The organism is Pseudohaliea rubra DSM 19751 (genome assembly GCF_000764025.1).
Classification (GTDB): Bacteria; Pseudomonadota; Gammaproteobacteria; order Pseudomonadales; family Halieaceae; genus Pseudohaliea; species Pseudohaliea rubra.
In genome coordinates this window covers 1-18,848 of record NZ_KN234759.1, presented here as the reverse complement: position 1 = coordinate 18,848, position 18,848 = coordinate 1, and the positions used below count along the sequence as shown (strand labels likewise).

The window sequence follows — 18,848 nt, the reverse complement described above, 5'->3', positions numbered from 1 at the left end:
CTCACTCCACGCGGCCGATATCCACAAGCAGCGTCTGCAGGGCCGTGGGGACATAGCTGCGCCGGATAGTGATGGCGTAGAAGTACTCGAAGACATTCGGGAGGGTCATATACTCCACGAGCTGGCCACGGCGGATCTCGTCGCGCACCACCACCGTGGGCAGTACCGCGAGGGCATCGCCGTCCCGGGCGAGAAGTCTCAGCATAGCCATATCATCCGCCTCTGCCTGGATGTCCGGCCGGTACTGCCAGAGGGTACAGAGACCGTCGAAGGCCCGGCGCACTTCGCTGTCCCGCGAGGGCAGTACCCAGTACAGGCCTTCGTAGCCACGGGGAAAAGTGGTCTCCGGGCGCAGCTGTGGTGGGCCAACAATCGATACGGGCTGGCTCGCCAGGAGCTGGCTCTGCCACAGCTGCTCGTCACTGCCGCGCACGTCACCGTTGGTCAGCGCCACATCGAGCTGGTGCCGGGCGAGGCCGTCGAGGAGTCCCTCCAGGGTGTTTGCGTGCAGGGTGAAGCGGATTTTGCGGTCGATAAGCAGCGGCGTGACCAGGTGGTCAATGAAGTTCCGCGACAGCGTCGACAGCATACCGACGCGCAGCTTCTGTGCCTCCGGCTCCATGCCGTGGCGCAGGAGCGACTCCAGCTCCTCACCCTTGGCAAAGATGTCATTGGCGTAGCCGAGCACCCGCTGCCCTGCATCGGTGAGGGTCATGCGTCTGCCGCTACGATCAAAAAGCTGGGTAGCGGTGCTCTCTTCGAGCAGGCGGATCTGCGACGACAGTGCAGATTGAGAGACATGCAGCTTCTTCGCAACCGCCGTGAGGTTGCCCTCCGTTGCCACGCGCCAGAAATAATAGAGATGCCGGTAGTTGAGACGCACAGGGCTGCTCCCGCCAGGTAAACATCATCACAGGGGCGTTAAGTAAAACAGAACGCACTGCCGTGACATCTTTATTATAGAACGAGCTGCCAATATATATCTATTTTACTTGCCTTGTATGGGCCCGGATACTGCCGCCATCGACGGAAAGGACGGACCCATGACGCTCGCACCTGCGCTTCACAGCCTGTCAGCCCTGCTCCTCGCGACCGGTCCCCTGTTGGCATTGCTGCCCTTAGCGCGGAGCGAAGCTCCGCGCTTTGCCTGCTTGCTGCGTCCTGCGCCGGTCGCCCACACCGGAATGATCGCCACCGCCTTTGCCGTCCTGTTGCTCGCAGCGGTCAGCCCATGAGTGTTTTCCGCAATATCCTGGTTTACGCCGAGACCGCCGATGAGGCCTGCCTGGCCGAGGTTGTCGCTTTTGCCGAACAATCCGGCGCGGCGCTCAGCGTCTGCGATGTCATTGCCCCCGCCCCGACCTTGGACGCCGGCGACGCCGTAGCCCGCCTCAAGGCCCTCGACTGGAGCCTCGCCTTCGAGCGCCTGCGCGGCCTCTGCGCACCCCACCAGGGTCGCTTACCCCTCGACTATGCCGTACTCACCGGCAACCCCTTTCTCACGGTTACCGAACAGGTCGCGCGCCAGGGGTTCGACCTGGTCGTGCATATCTCGGAAACCCGCACCGAAGGTCCCGGCGCCGCCCTCAATCCCACGGGCATGCACCTCGTGCGCAAGTGTCCGGCAGCGGTATGGACCCTCCACCCGAGGCAGAAAGAACCCGCGGCAAGTCTCCTGCTGGCCGTCGACCGGGAGGTCACCGCAGCTGGCGCCGGCGCTGAACGCTTTGCTCGCGAGCTGGCGGCCACGGCCTGCGACCTCGCCGCCGCCCGCGGGGCAACGCTGCACCTCGTGCATGCCTGGCAGCCCTATGGCCAGACGCTTCTAGACGACCCCCGGGCCGGCCTGTCCCCCGTCGAGGTGGAGGCCTACCTCGCCGCCCAGGAAAAAGACCACGTGGCCTGGTTCGAATGCCTCGCCAGTGATGTGGTCAGTGCCGCACCGGCCGTGAAGCTTGAGCGACACCTGGAACGCGGCTCGCCGGTCGACGTCATTCCGGCCCTGGCGCGGCATAGCCGTGCTTCGCTGGTTATTCTCGGCACCGTGGGCACCAGCGCCCTGCCGGGGGTACTGATTGGCACCACCGCCGAGGCCATTCTCGCCGCGGCCGAAACACCGGTACTGGCGCTCAAGCCACGCGGGTTCACCACACCGATTCAGTTTGCCGCCCCGGCAGAAAAGCTCCGCGCGGTTGACGAAGGAGGTACTGCACAGTGAATAAAGCACCTGAACGCCAGAACACCGCGCCCCACCGCGACGCCCCGCCACAGAACCTCAGCGCCCTCTGGCAGCCGGCAGAACCCGTCAGGCCGCCCCTTCGCAACCTAGAGGACGCCCTCGAGCACCTGCCCCTTGAAGAGCGCTTCGTCGCGCTCTGCCAGCTGGCACAGGCGCCCTCGGTGTTCCAGCGTCTCGCCGCCTACCGCTGGCTCGCCGGCCTCTACCTTCTGGACCTGCGCTACGAGCAGCGGGCCAAGCGCATCATTGCCGCCGCCCGGGACCGGGAGGAAGGTCTGGCACGGCAGCGTGTGGAGCAATTGCTCAGGCGCTGCTAACGCCCCCTTCCCCGCCACAGCAGGAACACCGCCGGCAGCACCAGGAGCGTCAGCACCGTAGCGCTGATCATACCACCGACCATCGGCGCCGCGATGCGGCTCATGACCTCGCTCCCGGTACCACTGCCGAGAAGAATCGGCAGCAGGCCCAGGGTCGTGGCGGCAGCGGTCATCAGCACCGGGCGTACGCGCCGCGTCGCCCCGGCCAATACCACCTCGCGCAGCGCTTCCCGGTCCAGCGTCGCCGCCCCCTCGTGGTCAGCGAGCGCCTGGTCGAGGTACACCAGCATGATGACCCCTGTCTCGATAGCCACGCCGGCCAGCGCGATGAACCCCACGCCGACCGCTGCGGACAGGTTGTAGCCCAGAACGTAGAGCAGCCAGAGGCTGCCGACCAGCGCCAGGGGCAGGGTCCCAAGGATGACGGCCACCTCCGCAACCCGGCGGAAGTTCAGGTAGAGCAGGAACGCAATCAGCGCGATCGTGAGTGGCACCACAAGCGTCAGCCGTGCCCGCGCCCGCTCGAGGTACTCGTACTGGCCCGACCAGCTGAGCGAGTAGCCGGCCGGCAGCTCGAGCTCGCTGGCCACCGCGGCCTGCGCCGCCTCGACATACTGACCGACATCGATCCCGGCGATATCGACGAAGGTCCAGCCGTTCAAGCGCGCGTTCTCGCTCTTGATGCCCGGCGGGCCCTCGGCAATGCGGATGTGCGCCACATCGCCGAGGCCCAGGTGGCGCCCGTCGGCGGTAACGATGGGCAGCTCCGCCAGCTGCTCGGGGGAGGCGCGCCAGTACTGCGGATAGCGCAGATTGATCGGGTAGCGCTCGCGTCCCTCCACGGCCTCGCCGGCGCTGGCGCCGCCGACCGCCGCGGCGACCATGCCCTGCACATCGGCGATGTTGAGGCCGTAGCGCGCCGCGCGCTCACGGTCGATGTCCACGGTGACATAGCGGCCGCCGGCCACGCGTTCGGAGTAGACCGAAGCGGTGCCCGGCAGGTTCTCGAGGATTGACTCCAGCTGGCGACCGACGGCTTCGATGGTGCCGAGGTCGGGGCCGGCCACCTTGATCCCTACCGGGGTCTTGATGCCCGTGGCCAGCATGTCGATACGGGTCTTGATGGGCATGACCCAGGCATTGGTGACCCCCGGTAGCTTTACCAGCTGGTCCAGCTCCGCCTTGAGCCCTTCCGTAGTCATGCCCGGCCGCCACTGGTCCCGGGGGCGCAGCTGGATAAAAGTCTCGATCATGGTCAGCGGCGCCGGATCCGTCGCCGTTTCCGCGCGTCCGACCTTGCCGAAGACCCGCTCGACCTCCGGCACCGTGGCAATGAGCTTGTCGGTGTGCTGCAGCAGGCGCCGTGCTTCGCCGATCGACAGCCCCGGGTAAGTCGTAGGCATGTACATGAGGTCGCCCTCGTCCAGCGGCGGCAGAAACTCGCTGCCCAGGCGGCCCAGGGGCCAGAGGGCACTCAGCACCAGCAGGACCGCAACGGCCAGCACGCTGCGCGGGTACCGGAGCACCCGGCGCAGCAGGGGGCGATAGCCCGCCACCAGCAGCCGGTTCACCGGGTGCGCCGCCTCGGGCCGCAGCCGGCCACGCACGAAGTAGCCAAGCAGCACCGGCACCAGCGTCACGGAGAGCGCCGCCGCCGCCGCCATGGCGTAGGTCTTGGTAAAGGCCAGCGGCGCGAACAGCCGGCCTTCCTGCGCCTCCAGGGTGAATACGGGCAGGAAGCTCACGGTAATGATCAGCAGGCTGAAGAACAGCGCCGGCCCCACCTCCACCGCAGCCGCCTGCACCACCTGCCAGCGGTTGCCATCGTGCAGGGGCTCGCGTTCGGCGTGCCGGTGCAGGTTCTCGACCAGCACGATGGCCCCGTCGATCATCGCGCCCACGGCGATGGCGATGCCGCCCAGAGACATGATATTGGCGTTGATGCCCTGCCACTGCATGACCACAAAGGCGGCGAGGATGCCTACCGGCAGGCTCACCACCGCAACCAGCGACGAGCGCAGGTGGAACAGGAACAGCAGGCACACCAGAGCCACCACGAGGAATTCCTCGAGCAGCTTCTGCCACAGGTTCTCCACGGCCCGGTCGATGAGGCCCGAGCGGTCGTAGACCGTGACCAGCTCTACCCCATCCGGCAGACCCGCGCGCAGCGCCTCGAGCTTCGCCTTCACGCCCTCGATGGTCGCCCGGGCGTTCTCGCCGGAGCGCATGACGACAATGCCGCCGACCACCTCGCCCTCGCCATCCAGTTCGGCGATGCCGCGGCGAAGCTGAGGTCCGAGGCCGATCGTCGCCACATCGCGCAGCTGCAGCGGCGTGCCCGCCGCGCTGGCGCCGAGCGGAATGGCCCCGAGGTCCTTTACGCCAGCGATGTAGCCGCTGGTCGTCACCATGTACTCGGCTTCGGCGAGCTCCAGCACCGAGGCACCCTGCTCGCCATTGCCCCGGCGGATCGCCGTCTGCACCTGCGCCAGGGGCACGTCGTAGGCGCGGAGCTTCTGCGGGTCCACCCGCACCTGGTACTGCTTGACGATGCCGCCCACAGTGGCCACCTCGGCAACACCGGGCACAGTCTGAAGCTCGAAGCGCAGGAACCAGTCCTGCAGGCTGCGCAAAGCGGCGAGATCGTGCCGGCCGCTGCGGTCGACCAGGGCATAGAGGTAGACCCAGCCCACCCCCGTGGCGTCCGGCCCCAGCGCGGGGCGCACCCCCTCCGGCAACGACGACGCCGCCTGGTTCAGGTACTCGAGAACCCGCGACCGGGCCCAGTACAGATCCGTGTCGTCGTCGAAAATGACATAGACGTAGGAGTCACCGAAGAAGGAGAAGCCACGCACCGTCTTGGCCCCGGGCACGGACAGGAGTGCCGTGCTTAACGGGTAGGTGACCTGATCCTCGACCACCTGCGGCGCCTGGCCGGGATAAGGTGTCTTCACGATGACCTGCACATCGGACAGGTCCGGGATCGCATCGACCGGCGTCCGGTAAACGGCATAGCCGCCCGCCAGCACCACCCCGAGCGTGCCCAGCAGTACGAGTGCGCGGTTGTGCAGGGACCAGCGAATCAGGGCAACAATCACCGCGCCCCCTCCCCTTCACTATTGTGTTTCATGGCACTGTGATCCATCGCGTCGTGGTCCATTGCATCGTGGTCCATTGCATCGTGGTCCATCGCCTCGTGGTCCATTGCATCGTGGTTCATCGCGTCGCGGCCCATCGCGCCATTATCGACGGAAAGCCGCGCAAGGCCGGCCCGCTGGCTGGACTCGGAGTCGAGGAGGAACTGGGCGGAGGTGACGACCCGGTCACCAGCGCCGAGGCCGGCGCGCACCTCGACGAAACGGTCGTCGTGGGCGCCGAGCTCGACGGCGACCGCGCGGAAGCGCCCGTCACCCAGGGCGAGCACCACGCGATCACCAGCACCGGTGCGCACCACCGCCTCACCGGGGACGGCCAGCACCGGCTCCCCGGGTTCCGCCTCGAGAACCACCCGGGTGAACATGTTCGGCCGCAGCGCGCCGTCGGGGTTGGCGAACCGCAGCCGCAGCCGCAACGTGCGGGAGACAGGGTCCAGGGACGGGTAGATAAAATCCACGCGCCCGGTCCAGACCCGCCCGGGGCGGTAGTCCGCGGTCATGCGCACCGGCATGCCCACCCGCACCCGGTCCAGCTGGCGCTCCAGCACCTCGGCCTCGACCCAGACGCTGTCGAGGGCACCAATGGCCATGAGCGTCGTGCCGGGCTCCACGTAAAAGCCCTCGCGAATACCCAGCTCATCGACGATGCCATCATGCCGGGCAGTGAAGGTAACCGTCTGGCGCACGCGCAGATCCTCCTCCAGAGCACGCACCAGCGACATCGGCACCTGCAGCGCCGCAAGGCGCTCCCGCGCAGCCCGGGCGAGCGTCGCATTGTCGTGCCGCAGGGCCAGCACCAGCTCCTCCTGAGCGTTCACGAGATCCGGCGAGTAGAGCGTGTAGAGGGGCTCATCGGCAAACACCGGGTCCCCTGCGGCCTTCACGTGCAGGGTTTCGATCCAGCCTGAAACGCGCGGATGGACGTGGGTGAGGCGGTCCTCGTCCCAGCGCACATAGCCGACCGTGCGCAGCGTGGGACGCAGCGTCCGGCGCTCCGCCGGGGCACTGCGCACGCCGAGGTTGTTGACCACCGCCGACTCGATGCGCACGGTGCCCGCCGGGTCATCCGTGGGGTTATCGCCGGCGCCCTCTTCGTAGACGGGAACCAGGTCCATCCCCATGGGAGATTTGCCCGGCGCATCACGGCGATAGGACGGATCCATGGGGGCAACCCAGTAGCGGGGCTCACGAACGGCGGCCGCGTCACCGTCGGACGCCGCGTTCGACAGCAAGCGGTTTCCAAGGGCGCCAACCGTGGCGGCGGCGATAAGGGCGGGGACAACAAGAAGCGATCGGTTCATGGCTGGGCTGCCTCCGGGTGGCCGGCGAGGAAGTAGTTCAGGCGGGCAATGGTGCGCTGGCGCTCCACGTCGATGACGAGAGCCTCAATACGCGCATCCAGCTCATCGATGCGCGCGCGGATGGCCTCAGCGAAATCGCCGTCATCAGCGCTGTAGGCCGCCTGCGCGGCGGCGGCCTGCTGAGCCATCTCTTTCAGTAGCCGGGAACGGTAGAGGTCGCGGCGCTGATCGAGGCGAGCGAGGCGGGCCCGGGCGCTCAGCAGCCCTGCCCGCAGGTCCCGGAGCAACAGCGCGCGCTCTGTGCGCAGCGCCTCGGTGTCGGCGTGGGCGGCCCGCAGCCGCTGATCCTGGCGCTCCCCGGGAAACAGGGGCAGCTCCACCGCTACACCCAGGGAGAAGAAATCAGGGCGGGCACTGCCGTCCATGGCGTCCTCCCGATACCCATAGCCGGCGTTCACGGTGAAGCCGGGCTTGTAGCGCTCCTCGGCAAGGGCCACGCCCGTATTCCCCGCATCGATACGTCGGTCCAGGCTGCGTACGCTCGGGTGGCTCCCGAGCAGTGCCGCGATGCGCCCCGCCGGCAGCGACGCCTCGCCCACAAGGGCCGGCTCCGCGGGCGCGAGTTCCGGCAGTGCGGTCTCAAGGTGCTGCGCGGCAGCCCCCAGCCATTCGCCCAGGCGAGACCGGGCTACCTCTTCCTGTTCGCCGAGGCGCGCGAGCCGGTCCTCCAGGCGGGTCAGTTCGAGCTCCGCGCGCACCAGATCCTGCTGCCGGGCAGCGCCGAGGGCGCTGCGGTAGCGGGCGGCCACCACCTCCTGCAGCTGCAGGAACAGTTCCCGGTCGCCCTCAATCAGTGCTCGCGAGCGGCTCGCCAGGTAACTGTCGAGCCAGAGCTCCGTCACCGAGAGGGCAAGCTGGGCGCGACGCTCATCGCGGCGCTCGGCCTGCTCCGCGCCCAGGGCCTCCAGGCGCTCGCGCTCCAGTTCCCGCGTCGCTCCCCGGGGGATAGCCTGGCTGAGGCCCACCTGGAACTGGGTCATGGCCTCCTGATTGAAGGCGAAGCTGTCCGTCGGCAGATTGGCAGCGCCGAGGCGCAGCACCGGGTCCGGCAGGGCGCCGGCGGCGCGGCCGCGGGCGCGCAGGCTCTCCTGGCGCCACTCACTGCCGGCGAGCCACGGATCACCCGCCAGGGCTTCGGCGATGGCGTCTTCCAGCGAGCGCAGCTGCGCAGCCAGGGGTGCTGCCGCACACAGCAGCAGCAATGCGCACACGGCCTTCGCGGCACGGCGTTGCAGTCGCCCGCAGGCGACAAACGGTTTGTTCATGGTTTTCATCCACCCACACTGTCTTGCCAGAAAGCTGTCTCTGCGAGAACCGATTCCGGGTGACAGACACCAGGCAGACCGGTTCAGCAAACCGGGGGCGCGTAGCGAAGGCGCCTGCGACCGCAAGGCCGCAAACGACAGGCGCAACTACCCCGTATCAGGCAGCGATGGGCGGACGGAAATGGCGCTGGGGAATAGCGCGGGGGTTGAGCACCACTGCGGCAGGGCCGGGCGCAGCGAGGGGAAGGCGGACGAGCATCGGCGGCGCCGCACAGGCACCGACCGGTGCCATGCAGTGCGCCAGCAGACAGGGACCGTCATCCTGGCAGCAGTCGGCGGCGTCCATGGCGCCCCCGTCTTCCATGGACCCGTGCTCGGCCATGGCAGCCATGGCGTGCCCGCCCTCGTGAGGCATAGGACAGGGCTGCGCGAGCGCAAGCGCCGGCACGGCCAGCTGACCCAGGAGGCCGAGGGCAAGGATGGTGCGCAGCACACGCTGGCGGAGCAGGCGGTTCACAGCATCAGGCGTTGCAGTGGCTTCGATATCCAGAGCTTAGCACCGGCAGAGGGCCGTCACCATGGCAGCGTCCTGTCTCTGATAAAGATCATCTGGGGCAAGCGGTCGGTGGATATGCCACGCATCCCTGTCGAGCCTGACGCCTCCCATCTTAGCCCCCCCTCGTCTTCACCTACGTGTACGTACTGGACTGGTAGTCCCCCCGGGGGGGCGCTACCGACCCTCGCCTTAGGCGACGCTACGTCAGCGGAAAGTCAAACGGGTCTCATTCCCCTACTAAAAACGCGGCAATTGTGCCATTTGGCCTTGCCGTGTACGGGGATTGCCTTCTACTTTTCGTAAGCCGGCTGCCTTGCAGGCTGGTTTTTGGCATGGCGTGGCCCTGATCCGCCGTTTGCCGGCAGACGTAACTGACTTGCAGCCGCGCAAACCCACGCCCCGATCGGGGGGCGGCCCGGCGACCACACCATAACAACAATTTATGAGGGGAGGGATCGCGTGACTGCGAACAGCGACCTGTGGGGGCGTCTGTCCAGCGAGGCGGACGAAGCGGCACAACGGCAGCAGGCCATTGATGATCCCGGTGCCTATCACGGCACGATTGCGGCCAGCGAACTGCACTGGTATGACGGCGAAGGCTGGGTCAACCGTGACCCGGCAGGCGGCTGGCACCGCCTCGGCGCCGGCGGCGCAGAGACGGCCGGCCACGACGATAGCTGGCGGCCCTGGCACACGGGCTTTGACGACAGCGCTGCACCCTTCTATCGCTGGTATGTCGGCGGCGAGACCAACGCCTGCTTCAACGAGGTCGACCGCCATGTGCTCGGCGGCCGCGGCAGCCATACAGCCATCATCTTCGAAGGTGACCGCTGGGACCCGTCCCGCAACGACGGCCGCGGCGGCCCGGTGCACGAGGAGCACATCAGCTACCGCCGGCTGCTCCGGGAGACGGTACTGCGCGCGCGGGTACTGACGAAGCTGGGCCTCGCCCGCGGCGACCGCATTGCCTTCAATATGCCCAACATCCTCGAGCAGATCTACTACACCGAGGCCGCCAAACGCCTCGGCATTATCTATACGCCGGTCTTTGGCGGCTTTTCCGCCAAGACCCTGTCCGACCGGATCTACGACGCCGGCGCCCGGGTGGTCATTACGGCGGACGGCGGCTACCGCAACGCCGAAGTGGTGCCCTACAAGGAAGCCTTCACGGACCAGGCCCTGGACAACTTCATTCCCCGCCCTGCGGCGCTCTCCTGCTTCGAGGAGGTGCTGGGAGCCTATGACCTGGGCGCTGCACGGGAGCGGATCGTCGCGGCGGTGCGCGACGGCGTTGCCGGAGAAATCACCCTCGAGCGCAGCGACCTGATGCGCGAACTCGGCGCGGCCCTGGCCGCCGAGGAGGGCCTGCCCGCGGAGCGCTCCGCAGAACTGCGCACTGCGGTGGCGCGGGAACTCGCCGGCGTCAGCCACACGGTGGAGCAGGTCGTGGTGGTCCGCTACACCGGCCAGGATATCGTCGTGCAGCCCCGCGACCGCTGGTCGCCGGACCTCGTGGCCGAAGCGACGACCGAGCTGCTCCGCGAGGCAAACGAGACCGGCTTCGCCGCCGACAGCCTCGAGGCCCTCGACACGCTGGACGACGGCGACTACTGGCGCGCCCTGGCGGGCAGCCAGCCGGCGGTCCCGGTACCGGCCGACTGGCCGCTGTTTGTCATCTACACCTCCGGGTCCACCGGCAAGCCCAAGGGCGTGGTGCACACCCACGGCGGCTGGCTCGCCGGCATCGCGCACACGATGCGTATGGTCTTCGACGCCGGCGAGGACGACCGGCTCTACGTCGTCGGCGACCCGGGCTGGATCACTGGCCAGTCCTATCTGGTGGCGGCGCCGCTGGCTCGCGGCATCACCACGGTCATCATCGAGGGATCGCCGCTCTTCCCGCACGCGGGCCGCTTCGCCTCGGCCATCGAGCGCCACGGCGTCACATTGTTCAAGGCGGGCTCGACCTTCCTCAAGGCGGTGATGACCGATCCGGCGAGCATCGAGGACATGGCCGCCTACGACATGAGCGGCGTCAAAGTCGCCACCTTCTGCGCCGAGCCGGTATCGCCGGCGGTGCAGCAGTTCGGTATGGAGCGTATCTGCCCCCGCTACATCAATTCCTACTGGGCCACGGAACACGGCGGCATGGTGTTTTCATGCCCCCGGGGTGACTTCAAGGATCTGCAGGCGGACGCCCGCACCTGGCCCCTGCCCTGGATCCAGGCCGAGGTCCGCATCGCCACGGAAACGGACGAGGCCGGCCGCGCCACAGCCTGGCGTCGGGCCGAGCCCGGCGAGAAGGGCGAACTCGTACTCACCCGGCCCTACCCCTACCTCGCCCGCACCATCTGGGGCGATGCGGAGAACCTCGGCACCGATGACTGGCGCGGCGATAGCGAGCGCTTCGCCGAGGTCTACTTCAACCGCTGGACCGACGGCCTCGCCTACACGCAGGGCGATTACGCGCGCGAGCTCGCCGACGGCGGCATCACGCTGCACGGCCGCTCCGATGACGTGATCAACGTCTCCGGGCACCGCATCGGCACCGAGGAGATCGAGGGCGCCATCCTGCGCGACAAGACGCTGCGCAGCGACTCGCCGGTCGGCAACGCCGTCGTTGTCGGCGCCCCGCACGACGAGAAGGGCGAGACACCGGTAGCGTTCCTCATTCCCGCCCCCGGTGCCCGCCTCGGCGACGACGACTTCGCCAGGCTGCAGGGGCTGGTGCGCGCCGAGAAGGGCGTCACCGCCGTGCCCTCGGACTTCCTCGTGGTCTCCGCCTTCCCGGAAACCCGCTCGGGCAAGTACATGCGACGCACCCTGAGAGCGCTCCTGCTGGAAGAGCCCACCGGCGACACCTCGACCCTGCGCAATCCGGAGATCGTCGACGAAATCCGCGATACCGTGGCCCAGTGGAAAGCCTTCGGCCAGCTGTCGCAGGCGCGCCAGATCGTGCAGAGCTACCGCCATCTCCGGGTCGAGACCCACGAGGTCATCCCGGGGCACCAGGTCGCGCTGCTCGTGATCAACTCCCCGCCGGTGAACTCGCTGAACGAGCGTTCGCTGGACGAGTTGAACACGGTGCTGCAGCACATCACCCACCAGGACAACATCGAAGCCCTGATCATCACCGGCGCCGGCAGCGCCTTCGTGGCCGGCGCCAACGTCAAGGAGCTGCTGGAGGTCGGCGAGGCCGGCGATCTCGAGTCGGCGCAGACACCGCCGAACGCCGCGCACACGGCCTTCTCGCTGCTGGAGAACCTCGGCAAGCCGGTCGTTGCCGCGGTGAACGGCCCGGCGCTCGGCGGCGGCTGCGAGCTGATGCTCGCCTGTGCCTGCGTGGTGGCGGATCCGCACGCGCGCTTCGGTCAGCCGGAAATCAACCTCAACCTCCTGCCCGGCTACGGCGGCACGCAGCGGCTGACCCGGCGCCTGTACCAGCGCCGCGGCGAGGACGGCCTCCTCGAGGCCGTGCGCCTGATCGCCTCCGGCCGGGCGCTGGACGCAGCGGAAGCGGAAAGTGCGGGGCTCGTCGACGTGGTCGTCAAAGGCCAGGGGCCGGTGGAAGCCGCCATGGCGCTCGTGCGCGAGTACCTCGCCGGCGGTGGCCTGCTGACGGCCGCCATGGATCGGCACCAGGCTTATCTCGCGGCTCGCGAAGAGACGCTCCCCTACGACGACCGCCTGCTCGAAGACCCGCGGCTCGCGCCAACGCTCGCGCAGCTGCGCGCCGGCGGCCGCGGCCACTGCCTGGACCGCATCGTTGACGCTATCGCCTACGGCGCCCGCGAGGGCCAGGCCGCCGGCCTCAAGCACGAGGCCCGACTCTTCGCCGAGGCGGTCTGCGACCCGGCCGCGGGCCCCGTGGGCATCAGCGCCTTCCTCGAGCGCCGCAGCGCACCGCTGCCGCTCAAATACAACCCCGTTGCACCCGATGCCGACGCCGAAACACGCGCCGGCCTGGAGGCCCGGGGCGACCTGCTGCCCCTGGACGCACCCTTCTACCCCGGCGTGACGCCGCTGCCGGCCTACCAGTACGGCATGGGCGTCGCCCGCAGTGCTGTCGACGGCGCACCGGCCCACGGCGACCCGGCGGTGGCCGAGAAGCTGCTGGTGTTCCCGACGCCGAAGCCGGGCCCGAACGAGGCGCTGGTCTTCGTGCTCGCCTCGGAGATGAACTTCAACGACATCTGGGCCATCACCGGCATCCCGGTGTCGCCCTTCGACGCGCGGGACGCTGATGTGCAGGTCACGGGCTCCGGTGGCGTGGCGCTCATTGCCCAGCTCGGCGAGGAACTGGTCCGTGAGGGCCGCCTGTCCGTGGGCGACCTGGTCACCGTCTACTCCGGCCAGAGCGAACTGCTGTCCCCGGACCAGGGGCTGGACCCGATGGCCGCGGACTTCCGCATCCAGGGCTATGAGCGCAACGACGGCAGTCACGCGCAATTCCTCGTGGTGCAGGGGCCGCAGCTGCATAAAAAGCTGCCGACGCTGACCATTGAAGAAGCCGGCTCCTACGGGCTCACCCAGGGCACGATCCATCGCGCCCTGTTCACCACCCTCGATATCCAGCCAGGCCGTCGCCTGTTCGTCGAGGGGGCCGCCACCGGTACCGGCCTGGACTGTCTGCGCAGCGCGCGGCAGACCGGGCTTGCGGTGGTCGGCATGGTCTCCTCCGAGGAGCGCGGCGAGCGCGTCCGCGCCTTCGGCGGCGAACCGGTGAATCGGCGCGACGAGCGCTGGGCAGGCTGCTTTACGCCGGTGCCCGACGACCCTGCCGGCTGGGACAACTGGGAAAAAGCCGGCGAGCCCTTCGTCGACTTTGTCCGGGAAGCCGCCGGTGGCGACATCGATTACGTGGTCTCCCACGCCGGCGAGAACGCCTTCCCCCGCTCCTTCCAGGCGCTCGGGGAAAACGGCGTACTTACCTTCTACGGCGCGTCCTCGGGCTACCGCTTCTCCTTCATGGGCAAGCGCGGTGCATCGACACCAGCGGCCATGTTCGAGCGAGCCGGCCTGCGCGCCGGCAATACGTTGCTGGTGGTCTACGGCCCGGGCGCCGAAGACGGCATCGTCGACCCGGTGGCCATCGAGGCCATCGAGGTGGGCTGCAGCCTCGGTGCCCAGGTCGCTGTGCTCGCCGATACCGTCTCGCAACGTGAGTTCGTGACCTCCCTGGGCTTTGGCACACGGCTCACGGGCGTCGTCAGCATCGACGCCATCGGCCGGCGCCTCGGCGACGAGTTCGATCCGCCGGGGCCCTTCCCGGTGCTGCCCGATGCCTTCAGGGAATCCGGGGAGTTCAAGGAGGCGGTGCGCCGCTTCTCCGACCGGACCCTTAAACCCATCGGCTCCGCCGTCGCGCCGTTGCTGCGCAACACCCTCGACAAGCGCGGCCTGCCCGACGTGGTCTTCGAGCGCCCCGGTCGCGACGGCCTCGGCCTCGCGACGGCGCTGGTCAAGCCGAACATCGGCAAGGTCGTCTACGCCGAAGACCTTGCCGGGCAGCGCCTGTCCTTCTACGCGCCCCAGGTATGGATGCGCCAGCGGCGCATCCTCATGCCCAGCGCGGAAATCCGCGGTACACACCTGAACACGGCGCGGGAGTTCGCCGAAATGCAGGAGCACATTGCCGCGGGCATGGGTGACGTGATGGCCCCGGTGGCCGTGCCCCTTGAAGAGATCCACGAAGCGCACCAGGCCATGTGGGAGAACCGCCACGCCGGCGCCAACTACGTCGCCGTCCACGGTCTGCCGCGGACGGGCCTGAAAACCCGCGACGAGCTGTACCGGGCCTGGGCCATCCGCGAGGCGGAAAAACGGGGCGAGACCCTGCAAAACATCGATACGGGATCGGCAGGAGCACTGCGATGAACGACAGCATAGCAACCACCGCCGGGGCACGCCTCGCGGACAAGGTCATCATCCTCACCGGTGCGGCCGGCAGCATCGGCAGCTGGATTTCCCGCAGCCTGCTGCGCGAGGGCGCAAAGGTGGTCATGACCGGCCGCAACGGGGGAAAACTCGAGGCCTTCATGGACGAACTGGCCGCCGAGGGTTTCGACCGCGCGGCCATGGCTCCGGCCCTGGGCGACACCGCCGACCCCGCCGTCTGCCGGGAGATCGCCGCCACGGCCCTGGAGCACTTCGGTCGCATCGACGTGCTGATCAACAATGCCGGCGCCGCCGGCCCCCGGCGCACGCTGCGCGAGATTCCCTTCAGCGAAGCGGAGATGCGCGCCCGCGGTGACGACCAGACCATGCTCGACTCGGCCATGAACCTGCTCGCCGCGCCCTGGAACATGGCCCGGGCCGTGGTACCGCACATGGCCGAGTGCGGCTCCATCGTGAACGTCTCCACGATCTTTTCACGCACGCACTACTATGGCCGCATCCCCTACACCGTGCCCAAGAGCGGCCTCAATGCGCTCTCCCACGGCCTCGCCCTGGAACTCGGCGACGAGCGCGGCATCCGCGTCAATACCGTATTCCCCGGGCCCATCGAGTCGGAGCGCATCGACAACGTATTCGCCAACATGGACGCGCTGCAGGGCGCCGACCCCGGCAGCACGTCCCAGGAGTTCCGGGACCTGATGATCGCCCGGCGCCCGGGGCCCGACGGCGAGCTCGAGTACCGCTACCCGACGCCCGCCGACGTCGCCTCGACGATCACCTGGCTGTCCACCGGCGAGTCCGCCTCGCTATCCGGCCACGCCTTCGAGGTCACCAACGGCATGCAGGTGCCGGCGCAGAGCCGGTCCAAGCTCGTGTCCTGGCCCGACAAGCGCCTCGAGGACCTCACCGGCCAGGTGGTTTTCATCCTCGGTGGCAGCGAGTACGAGGAGGCCCTCGTGTTCGCCGAGCGTCACCTGGTAAGCGGCGCCCGGGTGGTGCTTGCCTTCCGCACCCTCGAGGCTCTCGGCTACGCGCGGTCGCTTACCGCCTCCCGCGGCCTCGACCAGCTGCACCTGCTGCACCTCGAGCCCCTGCGGGGTGAATCGGCAGACCGCTGCTTTGACTACATCCGCGACCACTTCGGCCGCCTCGACGCCGTGGTCGTGCTGCCGCGCTCCGGCAACGGCGTACACGGCTACTCCCTGGTCACCGCCGGCGACGAGGACGTGGTGGACTTCGTCCGCGACGAAATCGTCTCCCCGGTGGCCTTCGCCCGGGCCCTGGCCAACAACCTCGACCGCTGGGGCACGGTCACGGAGGCACCGGCGCTGACCTACGTCACCAACCCCAGCGACGGCCACGGCAATTACCTGAACGAGATCAAGCGCGCCGCGATCGAAGCGCTCCTGCGCACCTGGCGTCACGAAGACTCGCAGCAGCAGAAAAAAGGCGAGCGCTGCTGGGCGACGCTGCCGAACCAGCTCGTGCGCTATGACAACCAGGAGGAAGACAACCTCACCTTCTCCGCAGACTGGGCGGCGACGCTCACCAATCGCGTGCGGCGCATGGACCCGATCAACCTCTGGGTGCCGAAGAGTATCAAGCGCGCCACCGGCAAGGGCAGCATGCCCGCGGCGATCCAGCGCGTGCTCCCGGGCCTGCACAAGGGCAAGACCGCGGTCATCACCGGCGGCAGCCTCGGCATCGGCCTGCAGCTCGGCCGCTTCCTGGCCATCGCCGGTGCGCGGGTACTGCTCTCGGCGCGCAGCGAACCCAGGCTGCGCGAGGCTCGCGACGAGATCGTGGAGGAGCTGCGCGGCATCGGCTATCCGAAGCCCGAAGAGCGGGTACACATCCTCGCCGACACCGACGTCGGCGACGAGGCCTCCCTCGAAACGCTGTTCCAGCACTCCATCGACCTCTTCGGCCATGTCGACTTTCTCATCAACAACGCCGGCATCTCCGGCGCCGAGGAGATGGTGGTCGACATGACCCTCGAGGCGTGGAACCGCACCATGGATGCGAACCTCATCTCCAACTACTCGCTCATCCGCAAGTACGCGCCGCTTATGAAGGCCCATGGCTCCGGCGTGGTCATGAACGTCTCCAGCTACTTCGGCGGGGAGAAATACGTGGCCGTAGCGTACCCGAACCGCGCGGACTACGCCGTGTCGAAGGCCGGGCAACGCGTGCTGGCAGAAATCCTGTCGCGGCACCTCGGGCCGGAGATCCAGATCAACGCCCTGGCCCCCGGGCCCGTCGACGGCGCGCGGCTGCGCGGCCTCGGCGGCGCCCCCGGCCTGTTCGAGCGTCGCGGCCGCCTGGTGCTGGAAAACAAGCGCCTCAATGGCGTACACGCGGCCGTGCTGGCGGCCCTCGATGAAGGCATGACGCCGGAAGAGCTCGCGGTGCTGGCACAGAACGCTATCGCGGGGATCAAGCTGCCGCGCACCGCCAAGGCACTGCCCAGGCTCTTCGTACAGGTCGAGGAGAGTCGCGAAGGCGGCAACTCCACCGCCTACCTGCTCAACCGCGAGCTCGCCGGCAAGCTCATGGACCGGCTCACCACCGGCGGCCTGTTCCCGCCGGCGATCGCCGAGCGCTTCCTGGAGGCCTTCGTCGACTGCCCGACACCGTTCTTCGATGAGGCCGCCGTCAAGAAGGCCGCCAAGGGCATCGAGACGGGCATCCTCAACCGCCTGCACCTGCACAAGATGCCGACGGACGAGCAGATCGGCCTGTCCACGGTGTTCCACCTCGCCGACGACATCGCCAGCGGCGAAACCTTCCACCCGTCCGGCGGCCTGAAGTTCGATCGCTCCGTCACCGAGGGCGAGCTACTGCTGCCCCCGGATCCGGCGCGCCTTGCACAGCTTGCGGGCAAGCGGGTCGTGCTTATCGGCGACGCCATGCGCGAGGAGCTGGCCGCGATCGGCGAGGGCTTCCTGGCCCTCGGCGTCGCCTCTCTGGCCGTACTGACGCGCTCAAAGGAAGCGCAGGAAGACATCCAGCACGGCCTCGAGCCGAAGGCGAACATCCCCATCGACGTGCGCGTGATCGGCGATGACCTGGAAGCGGCCCTGGACGACCTGCTGCAAAACCAGGGCGGCTTCGACGTGGTGGTGAGTGCCCCCTTTGCCCGGCTGCCCTTTAATGCCCTTGCGGCGGAAAAAGGCGAGTCCTGGGATCGGGTGCTCTCGCACACCGATTTTGCACGCCTGGTGGAGGAGCAGCTCACCCACCATTTCCGCGTCGCGCGCCGCGCCGCGCTGGTGCCGAACTGCCAGATCGTGCTGCTGACGCCGGACACCTCCTTTGTGTCTTCCCGGGAAGAGTTCGCTCTGGCCCTGTTCGTGAAGAACGCCCTGCACGCCTTCACGGTGACCCTTGGCGTGGAAACAGAGCGGCTGCCGACAACACCGGCGGTGAATCAGGTGCAGCTCACCCGGCGCGCCCGGGCCGAGGAGCCTGCCAACGAGCAGGAACTGGAGGAGGAAATGGAGCGCCTGGTGCAGGGGGTGCTGCAGTGTGCCGTTCCCGCACCCAGCCCGGCGGAGAGCCGCTATCTGGCGCGCATCTTCCGCGGCAACGCGGTGACCGTCTGACGGCAGGCTCATGAGCAGGCGAAGAGCGCCGCCGGGCAGGAAGCCGGGCGCGCAGCAGCGGCCGCGGCCGCCGCGCTCCGGCGCTGCGGTCGGCAGTGAGTTCATCGGTACGGTGCGTGACGTTGCCGACACCGGCGATGGTGTGGTCGAACATCCGAGCGGTCAGGTGTGCTTCGTACCCGGCGTCTGGACCGGCGAAGGAGGCCGCTTCCGCATCACCGGCAGCCGCGGGCGAGCGGCCCTGGCGGCCCTCGTTGCGCTGGAGCAAGCCTCCCCCTACCGGGTGACACCGCCCTGTCCGCACCATGGGCACGGTGACAGCCACTGCGGGGGCTGCCCCTGGCAGTTCATCAGCTATGCGGCGCAGCTCGCTGCGAAGGAAGCGCGGCTGCAGCGGGCGCTGGCCCGCCTTGGGGTCGACGGGGCCTGCGCGCCGGCGTGGCCCGCGCCCG

At 68.4% G+C, this 18,848-nt stretch carries 10 protein-coding genes and 1 pseudogene; 6 read left to right on the top strand and 5 right to left on the bottom strand.

Annotation, left to right across the window (positions count from 1 at the left end):
- Position 1 precedes the first annotated feature (1 nt).
- Positions 2-883 carry a LysR family transcriptional regulator gene (locus HRUBRA_RS07300; protein WP_035515942.1) on the bottom strand — a complete coding sequence of 294 codons (882 nt, stop codon included), beginning with the start codon at positions 881-883 and terminating at the stop codon, positions 2-4.
- Positions 884-1,043: 160 nt separating this feature from the next.
- Here HRUBRA_RS07300 and HRUBRA_RS07295 point away from each other — a divergent pair, with 160 nt between their 5' ends.
- Genes HRUBRA_RS07295 through HRUBRA_RS07285 form a run of 3 tightly spaced genes read left to right on the top strand, consistent with a single transcriptional unit; the run spans position 1,044 to position 2,556 of the window.
- Positions 1,044-1,235 (top strand): hypothetical protein, encoded by a 192-nt coding sequence (locus HRUBRA_RS07295; protein ID WP_035515940.1) that lies wholly within the window; start codon positions 1,044-1,046, stop codon positions 1,233-1,235.
- Positions 1,232-2,218, top strand: coding sequence for a universal stress protein (locus HRUBRA_RS07290; protein ID WP_052094498.1), 987 nt, complete (start codon positions 1,232-1,234; stop codon positions 2,216-2,218). The genes HRUBRA_RS07295 and HRUBRA_RS07290 overlap by 4 nt, the downstream gene beginning before the upstream one ends.
- Positions 2,215-2,556 (top strand): hypothetical protein, encoded by a 342-nt coding sequence (locus HRUBRA_RS07285; protein ID WP_035515937.1) that lies wholly within the window; start codon positions 2,215-2,217, stop codon positions 2,554-2,556. Before HRUBRA_RS07290 ends, HRUBRA_RS07285 begins: the two co-directional genes overlap by 4 nt.
- Here the strand turns inward: HRUBRA_RS07285 and HRUBRA_RS07280 are convergent.
- From HRUBRA_RS07280 to HRUBRA_RS07265, 4 genes are all read right to left on the bottom strand, one after another.
- The gene (locus HRUBRA_RS07280) at positions 2,553-5,654 is read right to left on the bottom strand and encodes an efflux RND transporter permease subunit (protein ID WP_035515935.1); all 3,102 of its coding nucleotides are present in this window, start codon (positions 5,652-5,654) and stop codon (positions 2,553-2,555) included. The two genes, HRUBRA_RS07285 and HRUBRA_RS07280, sit on opposite strands and share 4 nt — an antisense overlap.
- Complete coding sequence (locus tag HRUBRA_RS07275) at positions 5,651-7,012, bottom strand: efflux RND transporter periplasmic adaptor subunit (RefSeq protein WP_035515933.1); 1,362 nt, start codon at positions 7,010-7,012, stop codon at positions 5,651-5,653. Before HRUBRA_RS07275 ends, HRUBRA_RS07280 begins: the two co-directional genes overlap by 4 nt.
- Entirely contained in the window at positions 7,009-8,337 is a 1,329-nt protein-coding gene (locus HRUBRA_RS07270) for a TolC family protein (RefSeq protein ID WP_052094497.1), read from the bottom strand. Before HRUBRA_RS07270 ends, HRUBRA_RS07275 begins: the two co-directional genes overlap by 4 nt.
- Positions 8,338-8,494: 157 nt before the next feature.
- Positions 8,495-8,854 (bottom strand): hypothetical protein, encoded by a 360-nt coding sequence (locus tag HRUBRA_RS07265; RefSeq protein WP_035515931.1) that lies wholly within the window; start codon positions 8,852-8,854, stop codon positions 8,495-8,497.
- A 498-nt stretch (positions 8,855-9,352) separates the two neighbouring features.
- Between HRUBRA_RS07265 and HRUBRA_RS07260 the strand changes: the two genes are divergently transcribed.
- The 3 genes and pseudogenes from HRUBRA_RS07260 to HRUBRA_RS07250 all read left to right on the top strand — a co-directional run.
- Positions 9,353-14,770 carry an AMP-binding protein gene (locus tag HRUBRA_RS07260; protein ID WP_144244421.1) on the top strand — a complete coding sequence of 1,806 codons (5,418 nt, stop codon included), beginning with the start codon at positions 9,353-9,355 and terminating at the stop codon, positions 14,768-14,770.
- On the top strand, positions 14,767-18,396 hold the full coding sequence (locus tag HRUBRA_RS07255; protein WP_035515926.1) for an SDR family NAD(P)-dependent oxidoreductase: 3,630 nt from the start codon (positions 14,767-14,769) through the stop codon (positions 18,394-18,396). The genes HRUBRA_RS07260 and HRUBRA_RS07255 overlap by 4 nt, the downstream gene beginning before the upstream one ends.
- 10 nt (positions 18,397-18,406) lie before the next feature.
- Positions 18,407-18,848, top strand: a pseudogene (locus HRUBRA_RS07250) (class I SAM-dependent RNA methyltransferase); the annotation flags it as partial.